Raw genomic sequence first — 12,548 nt, 5'->3', positions numbered from 1 at the left:
CATCCCGGCCCCCGCCGAATTGCCCTCCGACCAGGCAGCTCCCGGCCTGCTTGGCCTTGCCGAACGCGGCTGGATTCCCGACGCGCTGCTGCGCCTGGGCATCCGCCGCCTGTGCGCGGCCCGCCTGCAGGAGGAGCGCGCCGGTGGTGTATCGGCGCAGGCCGAGCGCCACGCGCGCCGCATCGAAGCGCTGCGCCACAGCCCGGTGGCTATCCATGCCGATGCCGCCAACCGCCAGCACTATGAGCTGCCGCCGGCGTTCTTCGAACTCTGCCTGGGACCGCGGCTGAAGTATTCGGGCTGCTACTACCCCCGCGGCGACGAAACGCTGGAGCAGGCGGAGCAAGCCATGCTCGCGCTGTACGGGCAGCGTGCGGAACTCGCGGACGGCCAGCGCATACTGGAGCTGGGTTGCGGCTGGGGCTCGCTCACCCGATGGATGGCTGCGCGCTATCCGGCGGCGCAGATCACCGCCGTCTCGAACTCGCAGGCCCAGCGCCTGCACATCGAGGCCGTCTGCCAGGCGCGCGGCCTGGCCAACGTGCGCGTGCTGACCCGCGACGCCAACACGCTGGCGCTCGAGGCCGGGCAGTTCGACCGTTGCGTTTCCGTGGAGATGTTCGAGCACATGCGCAACTACCAGGTGTTGATGGAGCGCATCGCCACCTGGCTCAAGCCCGGCGGCAAGCTGTTCGTGCATATCTTCGCGCACCGCACGTTGCTGTATCCGTTCGAGACCGAGGGAACGGACAACTGGATGGGCCGGCACTTCTTCACCGGCGGGCAGATGCCCAGCGCCGATACCCTGCTGCATTTTCAGCGCGACCTGCACCTGCAGCAGCGTTGGCTGGTGGACGGCACGCACTACCAGAGGAGCGCCAACCACTGGCTGCAGCGCCAGGATCGCCAGCGCGAGGCGGTGCTGGCCGTATTGCGCGGAGCCTACGGCGAGCACGCGATGCTGTGGTTCCAGCGCTGGCGCATGTTCTGGATGGCCTGCGCCGAGTTGTTCGGCTATGGCGGCGGACAGGAGTGGTTGGTGGCGCACTACCGCTTCGTCCGGCCGTGAAGCGATGAGAGCCCCCCGCATGGTCGCCTGCACCTGCATGGCGCTCGCGCTGGCAGCCAATGCGAGCGCCGTCGCACCGCTCGCGCCGCCGAAGAAGCTGGACCTGCCGGGCTTCATGGGCCGCTGGTACGTCATCGCATCCATACCGACGCGCTTCGAGCGTGACGGCTACGATGCGGTGGAAACCTACCGCCTGCAGGATGACGGAAGCATCTGTACGTCGTTGCGCTTCCGGCCTCACCGTTTCGACGCACCGGTCAGGCAGACCCAATCACGCGCCACCGTGGTTCCCGGCAGCGGCAATGCCGAATGGAAAGTGCACCTGTTCTGGTTCATGCAGGCGCAGTACCTCGTCGGCTGGCTGGCACCGGGTGGCAGCCAGGTGCTCGTGGTACGCGATGCGCGCGACTACCTGTGGTACATGGCGCTTACGCCGACCGTCTCCCCGGCCGATTACCAGGCCGTGCTCGCACGCGCGCGGGCGCTGGGATACGACGTCGCCAAGGTGCGCCGGACTCCGCAGCGCTGGCCCGAGCGTGGACCGGGAAGCGGTACCTTCGAGTCGCCCTGCGGCTAGGCCACCCCAGTGTGGTTGCCGCCCGGTGAGCGGTGCCGATCGGCGCGGGCAATTGGTAGGGCAGGGTGGGCTTCGCGCCGTCCGCCGGCTCGCTGGCGACGCAGATCGGGCGACCAGACCAATCTACGTGCGTTTCTGGAAGGGCACACCGCCGAACGCACTGGTGGACCGCCACTTACGCGAGAGCGGGCCGATCGGCGGGACCAGCACGGCCTGGCCATCCTCGGCGGCTTCGACCCTGGCTTCGGCTACGCGCGCCGGACGGCGGCAGGATCGTCTCGGCCGCGGCGATGCGCGATCCGCCCAGGCAAGGCCGCAACTTTGGTCGGCGGCATTCCGCGCATGCCCTGGTTGGCGAACGTCATTTCCGATACGCACTTCAGCGCGCGTGGGCGGCTGGCCGGTTGATCGCCTTCATTACCGGGCTTCGCCACGAGGGTCATGCAAAGGAGTCGGCCTTGGCGTCGAGGCCACCGCTCGCTTAAGTGGCGATTAAGCCCGCCAGCCGGAGCATCGTGGTGCAGGGCAATCGTTTGCCCGGATGGAGGTGTGCATCATGACTAGGCATTGGCTGGGCAAGCCGGCCCTGACGTTGGCGACAGTGTTGCTGGCGGCCGCCGCGGCGCTGCCCGTTGGCGCTTCGGCGCATGGCTGGCATGACCGGGGCTGGCATGGCCGCGGCGATTACGACCATGGCTGGCGTGGTCGCGGCGATTACGACCGAGGCTGGCATGGCCACTACGGCCACGATCGTGGCTACTGGAGCGGTGGACGCTGGGTGGCCGGCGCGATCGTCACCGGCGCGGTGATCGGCCTGGTTGACGACGCGCTCAATCCGCCGCCACGCACGGTGGTCTACGAGCAGCCGGTTTACCGCCGGCCGGTGCGCGTGATCTACGAAGAGCCCGTGGTCACCCGGCGCGTGGTGGAGACGCGCACGGTGTACGAAGACGCCCCGCCGCCGACCCGCTACGTGGGCGACGACGACCAGGATTGAGCGAGTCGTCCGCTGTGGAAAGAGGCCCGGCCATGCCGGGCCTTTTTCATGGGCAGGCGACTAGCGGGAGGGCGGCAGTTCCGCGCCGCTGCCGTGGCGGGCGGCGTGCTTGCGCATGCGCTCGAAGCTGGCCTTGTCGATCAGCTCCACCGAAGAGATAGCGCACGGCGGCTGGTCACGTGCACTGACGGTCTCGCCCAGCCCACCGCAGATGCGGCCCTCGCCGGCGACCTTGCCCGATTCGCTGGCATGCAGCAGGAAACCGGGTACGCCGATCCCCAGCCGCGGGCAATCAGCCTTCAGGTGCACGGCGTAGCGATATGGGCCCGTGCGCACCACAGCGGTGCGCTTGTCGACGATGTGCCATTCGTTGATCCGGTCGGTCTGGATGCATTGCGCGTACGGCAGCGGCTTCCGCGTCGGCGGTGCATCGCCGGCAAACGCGGTGGCGCAGCCGACGGTGGCGAGCAGCAGCAGGGAAGGCAGGGGTTTCATGGACATCACCTCGCTGGGGAAGACGCACGGTGGTCGGGCGCCGCCAGCATCGCGCGCCGGCCGGGCTTGCGCCAGCGCGGCGGTGTCAGCGAACTGCCATCGGCAGATCACGAGTATTGAACGATCGCTGCGCCATGCTTGGCTGATGCCAGCGGTTCGATCCGTCCCTGGCACAGCGCCGTTGCCGGCGTGCATGAGAACCCCGCGTCCGACACTCGAAGGAGCGTGCCATGGCGCAGCTGAGCACATTCGCCGGCCAGACCCTCGCGGAACGCTACCGTTGCATCCGCCAGCAGAGTGTCCGGCTGTGCGCGGATCTCACGGCCGAGGACATGATGGTGCAGTCGATGCCCGACGCCAGCCCGGCGAAATGGCACCTCGCCCACACCACCTGGTTCTTCGAGCAGTTCGTGCTTGGGCACGATCCACATTATCGGCCGCGCGAACCGGCGTGGCATTACCTGTTCAACTCCTACTACCAGAGCGTCGGTCCGATGCACGCGCGGCCACAGCGTGGCCTGCTCTCGCGCCCGTCGCTGGAGGAAGTGCTCGCCTGGCGCCGCCACGTCGACGAGGTGGTCTGCGAAAGACTGCTTCGCGAGGACGGCGGTGCGCCCACCGCGCTGGTCGAGCTGGGTCTGCAGCACGAACAGCAGCACCAGGAGCTGCTGCTCACCGACATCCAGCATGCGCTCTGGAGCAACCCGCTGTTGCCGGCCTATCTGCGCGCGGCGCCGCAAGTGACCGCGTCGGTGTCGATGCCGCTGCAGTTCCTGCCTGGGCGCGAGGGTGTGCTGGAAATCGGCCACGCGGGCGACGGCTTCGCGTTCGACAACGAGACGCCGCGCCACCGCACGTGGCTGGCGCCGCATGCGCTGGCCAATCGCCTGGTCACCAACGAGGAATACGCCGCGTTCGTGCACGATGGTGGTTACCACGAACCGTCGCTGTGGCTGTCCGACGCCTGGGCCACGGTGCAGCGCGAGGGATGGGAGCGGCCGCTGTACTGGCAGCCGGACCTGTCCAGCGCGTTCTCGCTGGCCGGCGTGCGTGCCCTCGACCCGGCTGCGCCAGTCTGCCACGTCAGCTACTACGAGGCCGATGCCTTCGCGCGCTGGGCCGGCGCGCGGTTGCCCACTGAGGCCGAGTGGGAAGTGGCGGCCGCTGCGCTGCCGGTCGAAGGCAACCTGCTCGACGGCACCCCCCGGCCGGCGCAGGCGGCGACCGGCCAGGGCCTCGCGCAGATGTACGGCGACGCCTGGGAATGGACCGCCTCGCCCTACATCGCCTATCCCGGCTTCCGTCCCTTGCCTGGCTCGCTGGGCGAATACAACGGCAAGTTCATGTGCGGCCAGTGGGTGCTGCGTGGCGGCTCCTGCGCCACGCCGCGCAACCACGTCCGGGCCAGTTACCGCAATTTCTTTTCCCCGCAGGCGCGCTGGCAGTTCGCCGGGCTGCGCCTGGCCAGGGATCGTTAGAAAAAAGGAGCATCCCCATGAATATTCGTGCCCTGGACCTGCACGACGACGGGCGTACCCCACCCGCCACCGGTTTGTTGGAGATCGTTCGCCGCGGCCTGCGCGCACAACCCAAACGCCTGCCCTCGTGGCTCTTCTACGACGCGCAGGGTTCGGTGCTGTTCGAGCGCATCTGCGAGCAACCCGAGTACTACCTGACGCGCTGCGAGACCGCCTTGATGCAGGCGCACGCCGCCAGCATCGCCGATACGCTGGGCGTCGACGTGCGCCTGGTTGAATACGGCAGCGGCAGCGCCACCAAGACGAGCCTGCTGCTCGAGCACATGGCCGCGCCGGTGAGCTACGTGCCGGTAGAGATTTCACCCGAGCCGCTGCAGGAAAGCGTCCGCCGCCTGGGCGAACGCTTTGCGCAACTGCCCGTGCAGCCGCTGTGCGCCGACTTCACCCGCGCGCTGCGCCTGCCGATCCCCCCACGCGCCCCGCGGCGCACGGTGCTGTACTTCCCGGGGTCGACCATCGGCAACTTCGACACGCGCGAGGCGGTGGCGCTGCTGCGCAAGATGCGCGCGGAGATGGGCGACAACGGCGGCATCCTGATCGGCGCCGACCTCAAGAAGGATGCCGCAGTGATCGAGGCGGCATACAACGACGCGGCCGGTGTCACGGCCGAGTTCACTCTCAACATGCTCGCGCGGCTCAACCGCGAGCTGGGTTGCGACTTCGATCTTGGTGCCTTCCGCCACCGCGCCCACTACAACGCGCTGGCCGGCCGTATAGAGACCAGCCTGGTCAGCCAGCGCGCACAGAAAGTGCGCGTGGGGCGATCGCAGATCGCCTTCGGCGCGGACGAGGCCATCCGCGTGGAGATCAGCTGCAAATATTCGCTGGAGGATTTCGCCGCGCTCGTGGCTAAGGCCGGCCTGGAGGTGTTGCGGGTCTGGCTGGATCCCGAACGGATGTTCAGCGTGCAATACCTGGTGCGGGCCGGCTCGGTGGCCCGCTGACGAAGCCGGGGTCGGTGCCGGTGAACGGGCGTGGGTGGCTCCGCGTAGAATCCGGGGCCCGCCCGGCCTTTCCCGTATCGATCGATGGCACCTTCCATTGCCGCCGCGCCCGAAGCCCAGCTCGATGCGCTGTTCCTGCCTTTTGCCAGCGGCGAGCTGCCATCGCCTGACGATGGCCGTGGGCTTTTCCTTCGTGCTCGCGAAAGCGCACACCTGCGCGCGTTCGCGCGTGCCGATTGGCTTTGCGAACAGGGTTTCAGGCCGTTCGCCGACGAGCTGCGGCGGGCGGGCCTGGCGGTCGGCGAAGCGGCCGACGGAGAATCCTTTGCCGCCGTGCTGCTGCTGCCGCCGCGCCAGCGCGACGAGGCCCGCGCGTCGTTCGCGCGCGCGGCCGTTCATGTGCGGCCCGGCGGCATCGTGTTGGCAGCGGTGCCCAATGCCGAAGGCGCCAAGTCCGCCGAAGCGGACTTCGTGCGGTTGTTCGGGCCGGTGCGCAGCCTCTCCAAGCACAAGTGCCGCGTGTTCTGGGCAGCTGCCGGCAGCGCGATCGACACTGCGTTGCGGGACGAATGGAGCGCGCTCGATGCGCCACGGCGCATCGCCGGTGGCTATCTCAGTCGCCCGGGCCTGTTCGCTTGGGACCGCATCGATACCGCCTCGGCCCTGCTCGCCGCGCACCTGCCGGCGGACCTGCATGGTCGGGTGGCCGACCTCGGTGCGGGTTACGGCTACCTGGCCACCCAGGTGGTGGCGCGTTGCCCGGCTGTCATGTCGATCGATCTTTACGAGGCCGAAGCGCGCGCGCTCGAACTGGCCCGGGTCAACCTTGCCGAAGCGGTCGCCGCCAGCGGGCGTGCGATCGGTGCCGACGTGCACTGGCACGACGTGACCGCCGGCTTGGTGCACCACTACGACGCGATCGTAAGCAACCCGCCGTTCCACCAGGGGCGGGCGGACCTGCCGGAGCTAGGCCGTGCCTTCATCGAAGCGGCTGCCGGCGCACTGCTGCCACACGGTCGCCTGTGGCTGGTGGCCAACCGGCATCTGCCCTACGAGGCGACGCTGGCCTCGCGCTTCGCGCAGGTGCGCACGGTGGCGATGCAGGACGGCTTCAAGGTGATCGAGGCGGTGCGCGCATGAAACTGGTGCGCCTGATCGCCAACCTCGGCTACGGCAGTCGCAAGGAAGTGATGCGGCTGTTCGGCGAAGGCCGTGTCACCGATGCGGCAGGCGAGGTGCTCTACACGGACGACAAGGCCGATCATGCGGACGTCCGCATCGACGGCGAGCCGCTCGATCCGCCCACCGGCCTGGTGCTGCTGCTGCACAAGCCGACCGGCTACACCTGTTCGCGCAAGGACGCCGGTCGCCTGGTCTACGACCTGCTGCCGCCGCGCTGGCGCCAGCGCGACCCGGCGCTCTCCACCGTCGGCCGGCTCGACCGCGACACATCCGGCCTGCTGCTGCTCACCGACGATGGCGCGCTGCTGCACCGGATCATTTCGCCCAGGGCGAACGTTGCCAAGGTGTACGAAGCCGCGCTGGCGCGCGACCTGCACGGCGACGAGGGTGCGCTGTTCGCCAGCGGTACGCTGATGCTGGAATCGGAAACCACGCCGCTTGCGCCGGCGCAGCTGGAGGTACTTGCGCCGCGACGGGCGCGCCTGACCGTGACGGAGGGGCGCTACCACCAGGTGCGGCGGATGTTCGCCGCCACCGGGAACCATGTCGAAACGCTCGAGCGCGTGGCCATCGGGCAGTTGACGCTCGACGGACTGGCGCCGGGGGAGTGGCGGATGCTCGCCACGGCGGAGGTCGCCAGGGCCTTCGACGCCGTGTCCTCGCCGGCAGGGAGCTAAAGCAGCTTCACCGTCGTGGGCAGCCGGTGGCCATACCACTTGCGCCGCTCGTCCCGGCAGCCGGGGCTGCCCATCGCGTACTTGCGGCAGATCGCCGGGCGCTGCTCGTAGATCGTGCAGCGCGACGTATTCGGATCGAGTGCGGCGCACCAACCGTCCTCACCCTTGGCGAGCGTCGCCAGCCCGCGGTCGTCGTGCTCCTGCAGCCACTCCGGCACGTGGTCCTCGGGCATCAGCACCACGGTCAGCCGGCAACAGACGGCGTCACAGGCGGTGCATTGCACGGAAGGGTCGATGCTCTCGGCGTATTCGTCGGTTTCGATGTCGTTGTCCACGCGCCAGTATGGAGGTTGTCGCCGGCCCGCGTGCTAAGCGTTCGTATTCGCAACGGCGAGATGCGCGGACATCCTTCGCAAGGCGGGCGTGCGATCATGCGGGCATGCGTTTCGAGTTCGACAATGCCTTCCTGCGCGAACTGCCCGGCGACGGCGAGATCGGGCCGCGGCTGCGCCAGGTGGAAGGCGCCTGCTGGTCGTGCGTCGAACCGACGCCGGTCGCTGCGCCAGAAGTGGTCGCATGGTCGGACGAGATGGCCGCGACGTTCGGTCTCGCCGAAACAGACATGCGCAGCGAGCGCTTCGCCCGGACCTTCGGCGGCAACGCGCTGCTGGAGGGCATGCAGCCGTGGGCGGCCAATTACGGGGGCCACCAGTTCGGCGTGTGGGCCGGGCAGCTCGGTGACGGACGCGCTATCTCCCTTGGCGAAACACTGGACGCGCGAGGCCAGCGCTGGGAACTGCAGCTTAAGGGAGCCGGCCCTACGCCGTATTCGCGCGGTGCGGACGGTCGCGCGGTGTTGCGTTCTTCGATTCGCGAATTCCTGTGCAGCGAGGCCATGCACCACCTGGGCGTCCCGACCACGCGCGCGCTATGCCTGATCGAGACGGGCGAGGCGGTGGTGCGCGACATGTTCTACGACGGCCATCCGCGCGAGGAGCCGGGCGCCATCGTCTGCCGCGTCGCGCCTTCGTTCATCCGCTTCGGCAGCTTCGAGTTGCCCTACGCGCGCAACGACGTGGCGCTGCTGCGCCAGTTGGTGGACTTCACCATCCGCCGCGATTTTCCGCAGCTGCGCGGGGAGGGCGAACCGCTCTATGCCGACTGGTTCGCCGAGGTCTGCGAACGCACCGCTCGGCTGCTCGCGCAGTGGATGCGGGTGGGCTTCGTGCACGGCGTGATGAACACCGACAACATGTCGATCCTCGGCTTGACGATCGACTACGGCCCCTACGGCTGGATCGACGACTACGACCCGGACTGGACGCCCAACACCACCGACGCGGTGCGCCGCCGCTACCGCTTCGGCCAGCAGCCCAACGTGGCGTGGTGGAACCTCACCCGCCTGGCCAGCGCACTGTCACCACTGTTCGCTGATGTCTCGCCGCTGCAGGCGGGGCTCGGTCGCTACGTCACCGCATGGGAGGCTGCCGACCGCGCCAACGTGGCGGCCAAGCTGGGCCTGGCGCAGGCCCGCGACGAGGATATGGTCCTGCGCGACGGCTTGCATGCGTGGATGCGCGAGGCACAGGCCGACATGACCCTCACCTGGCGCGCGTTGGTCGACTTCCAGCCCGATGCGCCGTCGCCGGGGCTGCTGGCCGGCGTGTGCTACGACGAGCACTCACGCCAGGCCGCCGAACCGGTCCTGCGCGATTGGCTCGAACGCTACGCCGCGCGCCTGCGCGAGGACCCGCTGCCGCCCGACCAGCGCCGCAACCGCATGCGGCTGGCCAATCCCCGATACGTGCTGCGCAACTACCTGGCGCAGGAAGCGATCGATCGCGCGGAGCAGGGCGACTACGCGCGGGTGCGCGAGCTGCTGGATGTCATGCGGCATCCGTACGACGACCAGCCCGGGCGCGAGCGCTTTGCAGGCAAACGTCCGGACTGGGCCAAGCAACGCGCCGGTTGTTCGATGCTGTCCTGCAGTTCTTAAACCGACGCTCGCGACCGCGTCCGCACATCCTGCACACCAACGTTTCGTCGGCCGGCGAAACCATCCCGCATCCGGACCGCCCAGCATGGCGGCTACCCATCGTCTGGATGCTTGCCATGTCCGCCACCCTGCTCGCCGGCCTGCTGTCGCTGGCAGCCGTGCACACCACCTATCTTCCCCTGCCGCAAGCGCCCGGGCAGCGCGTGGCACTGCATTGCCTTGTGCCCGGGCAGTCGACGAGACACAGCGTACTGTTCATCCACGGCGCGAGCTTTCCGACCATGCTTGCCGCCGGCTTCGAGTTCGCGCCGGGGGATTCCTGGCTGGCCTTCATGGCAGGCCGCGGCTACCTCGCCTGTGGCCTGGATTTCGTTGGCTTCGGGGCTTCCAGCCGGCCCCCGGCTATGGCGGGGAGCGGCATCGGCATGCCGGTAAGCCGTGCGACGGACGCGGCGGCGCAGATCGCGCTGGCAGTCGACTACCTGTGCGGGATTCGCGGCATGGCGCACGTGCATTTGGTTGCCCATTCGTGGGGCACCATTCCGGCGGCGGCCTATGCGGCTGCCCATCCGCACGCGCTCGCGTCACTCACGCTGTTCGGTCCGGTGACCCAGGTGGCGCATCCGCAGGGTGGGCCGGTGCACGGCGCGTGGTGGGGTATCACCGCGCAGGCGCGCTATCGGCAGTTGCGTTACGCGGATGTGCTGCCGCCAGGCATGGCACTGCTGGAGCCGGCGGTGGATGCGACCTGGGCTGCGCGCTTCGATGAGTCGGTGCCGCACGTGTCGGGCGATCCGCCGGGACAGCTGCGCATTCCGTCCGGTCCGCTGGCGGACATCGATGAAGCGCAGGCGGGGCGCTATCCGTATGCGGCGGACGAGGTCCGCGTGCCGGTCTTCGTCGTGTACGGCGACCACGATACCGTGGTCGGCGATGACGCCGCGGCGGAGTTCCTTGCGCGCTTCGTGGCCAGTCCGCTGCGTTGGCGGCTGCGCATCGACCACGGCACGCACGTGATGCACCTGGAGCGTGCGCGACGCTCGCTTTACGAGAGCGTGGATGCCTTCATCCACGCCGCGGAAGCGCGCCGATGATCGCCGTCATCTTCGAGGTGACGTTGAGGGAGGGCCAGGATCGGCGCTACCTCGATCTGGCCGCGACGTTGCGGCCGTTGCTGGGCGGGATCGACGGTTTCATTTCCATCGAGCGCTTCCGCAGCCTATCCGAGCCGCGCAGGATGCTTTCGCTTTCGTTCTGGCGCGACGAGGAGGCGGTCGCCCGCTGGCGCCAACTGGAAGCGCACCGCGCAGCGCAGCGCGAAGGGCGTGAGGAGGTGTTCTCCGATTACCATTTACGCGTGGCAACGGTGCTGCGCGACTACGGCATGCACGCCCGGGTGCAGGCGCCGACGGACAGCCGGCGCGTTCATGACGAAGCGCGTTAGCGCAGCGCGCTGTCGACGAACTGGCGCAGCTGCGCGGGGCTGAGTGCACCCGCCTGCCGGGCAACCTCGCGGCCGCCCTTGAGCAGAGCCAGTGTCGGAATGCTGCGTATCCCGAAGCGCTGCGCCAGTTGCGGCTGCGCTTCGGTATCCACCTTGGCCAGGCGCAGGCGTGGCTCGAACTGGCCGGCCGCCTCGGCGAACACCGGCGCGAAACCGCGGCAAGGGCCGCACCAGGTCGCCCAGAAATCCACCAACACCGGCAAGTCGCCGCGGCCGGCAACCGCGTCGAAGTTGGCCATCGTCAGTTCAATGGGCTTGCCCTCGAACAGCCCCTGCTTGCAGCGGCCGCACACCGGATGCTCGGCCAGCCGTTCGGCCGGGACGCGATTGAGCGCGCCGCAATGCACGCACGGGACCGTCAGCGATGTGGACATGGATTGCCCTCGTAGGATGTGCCCGTCATATGGCGTCCGCCGTCGCGCCCTGCAAGCGGGCGCGACCGCAGCAGCGGGCGATCATCAGTGGAAGAAACCGGCGGAAAAGGCCTGTTCGGCCGTCGCGAACTGTTGACACATCCGGGGGCGCTCGCGAAAATAGCCGTTCTTTGTTGGAGGGATACCCAAGCGGCCAACGGGGGCAGACTGTAAATCTGCTGGCTTACGCCTTCGGTGGTTCGAATCCACCTCCCTCCACCATGACGAGTTCCGCGCAGGGCCCGACTTCAAACTGGGGATGACCCGGGCGGGAGTAGTTCAATGGTAGAACCTCAGCCTTCCAAGCTGATGGTGCGGGTTCGATTCCCGTCTCCCGCTCCATTGCGCTGCATCCGCCAGGCGGGTTCCTTGCGCAGGTGGCGCTCTTCTGAATTATCCGGCAGGATGCCGGGCTGTTCTTCGCCGTCATGGAGGACGGCATAAATACATGCTCATGTAGCTCAGTCGGTAGAGCACTTCCTTGGTAAGGAAGAGGTCACAGGTTCGATTCCTGTCATGAGCACCATCTCACGCGGCTGCCGCCGGTCGCTCCGGGCCTACGGCAGATTTTCTTTTTTTCATTGACTCCATCGGGGTTTAGCGCGCATGGCAAAGGGTAAATTCGAACGCACCAAGCCGCACGTGAACGTCGGCACGATCGGCCACGTGGACCACGGCAAGACGACGCTGACGGCGGCGCTGACCAAGGTGGGCGCTGAGCGCTTCGGTGGTGAATTCAAGGCTTACGACGCGATCGACGCGGCGCCGGAAGAGAAGGCGCGCGGCATCACGATCTCGACCGCGCACGTGGAATACGAGTCGCCGACGCGCCACTACGCGCACGTCGACTGCCCGGGCCACGCCGACTACGTGAAGAACATGATCACCGGTGCGGCGCAGATGGACGGCGCGATCCTGGTGTGCTCGGCCGCCGACGGCCCGATGCCGCAGACGCGCGAGCACATCCTGCTGTCGCGCCAGGTGGGCGTGCCCTACATCGTCGTGTTCCTGAACAAGGCCGACATGGTGGACGACGCCGAGCTGCTCGAGCTGGTCGAGATGGAAGTGCGCGAGCTGCTGTCCAAGTACGACTTCCCGGGCGACGACACCCCGATCATCAAGGGTTCGGCGCTGAAGGCGCTGGAAGGCGACCAGT

14 protein-coding genes and 3 tRNA genes are annotated in these 12,548 nt (G+C 68.3%); 14 read left to right on the top strand and 3 right to left on the bottom strand.

Going from position 1 to position 12,548, the window contains the following annotated elements; all coding sequences use genetic code 11:
* The first annotated feature begins 1 nt into the window (after position 1).
* The 3 genes from BMZ38_RS14130 to BMZ38_RS14120 all read left to right on the top strand — a co-directional run bounded on the left by BMZ38_RS14130 (position 2) and on the right by BMZ38_RS14120 (position 2,643).
* Positions 2-1,069: an SAM-dependent methyltransferase gene (locus tag BMZ38_RS14130; RefSeq protein WP_217638750.1), complete on the top strand. Its 1,068-nt coding sequence runs from the start codon at positions 2-4 to the stop codon at positions 1,067-1,069.
* A 4-nt stretch (positions 1,070-1,073) separates the two neighbouring features.
* A complete protein-coding gene (locus BMZ38_RS14125; protein ID WP_091339032.1) occupies positions 1,074-1,646 on the top strand; it encodes a lipocalin family protein in 573 nt (190 codons plus the stop codon).
* 556 nt (positions 1,647-2,202) lie between these two features.
* Positions 2,203-2,643 carry a hypothetical protein gene (locus tag BMZ38_RS14120; RefSeq protein WP_091339533.1) on the top strand — a complete coding sequence of 147 codons (441 nt, stop codon included), beginning with the start codon at positions 2,203-2,205 and terminating at the stop codon, positions 2,641-2,643.
* 60 nt (positions 2,644-2,703) lie between these two features.
* Here the strand turns inward: BMZ38_RS14120 and BMZ38_RS14115 are convergent, their stop codons facing one another.
* A complete protein-coding gene (locus tag BMZ38_RS14115; protein ID WP_091339029.1) occupies positions 2,704-3,138 on the bottom strand; it encodes a DUF6491 family protein in 435 nt (144 codons plus the stop codon).
* Between the two features lie 230 nt (positions 3,139-3,368).
* On the opposite strand from BMZ38_RS14115, the gene egtB reads away from it, so the two are divergent.
* From egtB to BMZ38_RS14095, 4 genes are all read left to right on the top strand, one after another.
* On the top strand, positions 3,369-4,616 hold the full coding sequence (gene egtB, locus BMZ38_RS14110; RefSeq protein ID WP_091339027.1) for an ergothioneine biosynthesis protein EgtB: 1,248 nt from the start codon (positions 3,369-3,371) through the stop codon (positions 4,614-4,616).
* A gap of 17 nt (positions 4,617-4,633) precedes the next feature.
* Complete coding sequence (egtD, locus tag BMZ38_RS14105) at positions 4,634-5,620, top strand: L-histidine N(alpha)-methyltransferase (protein WP_091339022.1); 987 nt, start codon at positions 4,634-4,636, stop codon at positions 5,618-5,620.
* Between the two features lie 84 nt (positions 5,621-5,704).
* Entirely contained in the window at positions 5,705-6,760 is a 1,056-nt protein-coding gene (locus BMZ38_RS14100) for a class I SAM-dependent methyltransferase (RefSeq protein WP_091339019.1), read from the top strand.
* Complete coding sequence (locus tag BMZ38_RS14095; protein WP_091339017.1) at positions 6,757-7,479, top strand: pseudouridine synthase; 723 nt, start codon at positions 6,757-6,759, stop codon at positions 7,477-7,479. The genes BMZ38_RS14100 and BMZ38_RS14095 overlap by 4 nt, the downstream gene beginning before the upstream one ends.
* Here BMZ38_RS14095 and BMZ38_RS14090 read toward each other — a convergent pair.
* Entirely contained in the window at positions 7,476-7,814 is a 339-nt protein-coding gene (locus tag BMZ38_RS14090) for a YkgJ family cysteine cluster protein (protein WP_245747257.1), read from the bottom strand. The two genes, BMZ38_RS14095 and BMZ38_RS14090, sit on opposite strands and share 4 nt — an antisense overlap.
* Positions 7,815-7,918: 104 nt before the next feature.
* On the opposite strand from BMZ38_RS14090, the gene BMZ38_RS14085 reads away from it, so the two are divergent.
* The 3 genes from BMZ38_RS14085 to BMZ38_RS14075 all read left to right on the top strand — a co-directional run bounded on the left by BMZ38_RS14085 (position 7,919) and on the right by BMZ38_RS14075 (position 10,919).
* Positions 7,919-9,475, top strand: coding sequence for a protein adenylyltransferase SelO (locus BMZ38_RS14085; RefSeq protein ID WP_091339014.1), 1,557 nt, complete (start codon positions 7,919-7,921; stop codon positions 9,473-9,475).
* Between the two features lie 116 nt (positions 9,476-9,591).
* A complete protein-coding gene (locus BMZ38_RS14080; protein ID WP_175483758.1) occupies positions 9,592-10,569 on the top strand; it encodes an alpha/beta hydrolase in 978 nt (325 codons plus the stop codon).
* Complete coding sequence (locus BMZ38_RS14075; protein ID WP_091339007.1) at positions 10,566-10,919, top strand: antibiotic biosynthesis monooxygenase family protein; 354 nt, start codon at positions 10,566-10,568, stop codon at positions 10,917-10,919. The genes BMZ38_RS14080 and BMZ38_RS14075 overlap by 4 nt, the downstream gene beginning before the upstream one ends.
* Here the strand turns inward: BMZ38_RS14075 and trxC are convergent.
* Positions 10,916-11,353, bottom strand: a complete 438-nt coding sequence (gene trxC / locus BMZ38_RS14070) for a thioredoxin TrxC (RefSeq protein ID WP_091339003.1) — start codon at positions 11,351-11,353, stop codon at positions 10,916-10,918. The two genes, BMZ38_RS14075 and trxC, sit on opposite strands and share 4 nt — an antisense overlap.
* Positions 11,354-11,528: 175 nt before the next feature.
* On the opposite strand from trxC, the gene BMZ38_RS14065 reads away from it, so the two are divergent.
* The 4 genes from BMZ38_RS14065 to BMZ38_RS14050 form a co-directional block, all read left to right on the top strand.
* Positions 11,529-11,614 (top strand) — tRNA-Tyr (locus BMZ38_RS14065).
* A gap of 46 nt (positions 11,615-11,660) precedes the next feature.
* Positions 11,661-11,734 (top strand) — tRNA-Gly (locus tag BMZ38_RS14060).
* Positions 11,735-11,842: 108 nt separating this feature from the next.
* Positions 11,843-11,918: transfer RNA gene (locus BMZ38_RS14055), tRNA-Thr, on the top strand.
* Positions 11,919-11,998: 80 nt separating this feature from the next.
* The coding region (locus tag BMZ38_RS14050; protein WP_139211680.1) for a GTP-binding protein at positions 11,999-12,548 on the top strand (550 nt) is incomplete at its 3' end.

Origin of the sequence: Frateuria terrea, assembly GCF_900115705.1 — a bacterium.
Taxonomy (GTDB): Bacteria; Pseudomonadota; Gammaproteobacteria; order Xanthomonadales; family Rhodanobacteraceae; genus Frateuria_A; species Frateuria_A terrea.
This window is presented reverse-complemented; position numbering and strand designations above follow the sequence as displayed.

Coding starts and splice junctions, on each gene's coding strand:
- BMZ38_RS14125 (WP_091339032.1), top strand. CDS start 1,074: ATGAGAGCCCCCCGCATGGTCGCCTGCACCTGCATGGCGCTCGCGCTG.
- BMZ38_RS14120 (WP_091339533.1), top strand. CDS start 2,203: ATGACTAGGCATTGGCTGGGCAAGCCGGCCCTGACGTTGGCGACAGTG.
- BMZ38_RS14115 (WP_091339029.1), bottom strand. CDS start 3,138: ATGAAACCCCTGCCTTCCCTGCTGCTGCTCGCCACCGTCGGCTGCGCC.
- egtB (WP_091339027.1), top strand. CDS start 3,369: ATGGCGCAGCTGAGCACATTCGCCGGCCAGACCCTCGCGGAACGCTAC.
- egtD (WP_091339022.1), top strand. CDS start 4,634: ATGAATATTCGTGCCCTGGACCTGCACGACGACGGGCGTACCCCACCC.
- BMZ38_RS14100 (WP_091339019.1), top strand. CDS start 5,705: ATGGCACCTTCCATTGCCGCCGCGCCCGAAGCCCAGCTCGATGCGCTG.
- BMZ38_RS14095 (WP_091339017.1), top strand. CDS start 6,757: ATGAAACTGGTGCGCCTGATCGCCAACCTCGGCTACGGCAGTCGCAAG.
- BMZ38_RS14085 (WP_091339014.1), top strand. CDS start 7,919: ATGCGTTTCGAGTTCGACAATGCCTTCCTGCGCGAACTGCCCGGCGAC.
- BMZ38_RS14080 (WP_175483758.1), top strand. CDS start 9,592: ATGTCCGCCACCCTGCTCGCCGGCCTGCTGTCGCTGGCAGCCGTGCAC.
- BMZ38_RS14075 (WP_091339007.1), top strand. CDS start 10,566: ATGATCGCCGTCATCTTCGAGGTGACGTTGAGGGAGGGCCAGGATCGG.
- trxC (WP_091339003.1), bottom strand. CDS start 11,353: ATGTCCACATCGCTGACGGTCCCGTGCGTGCATTGCGGCGCGCTCAAT.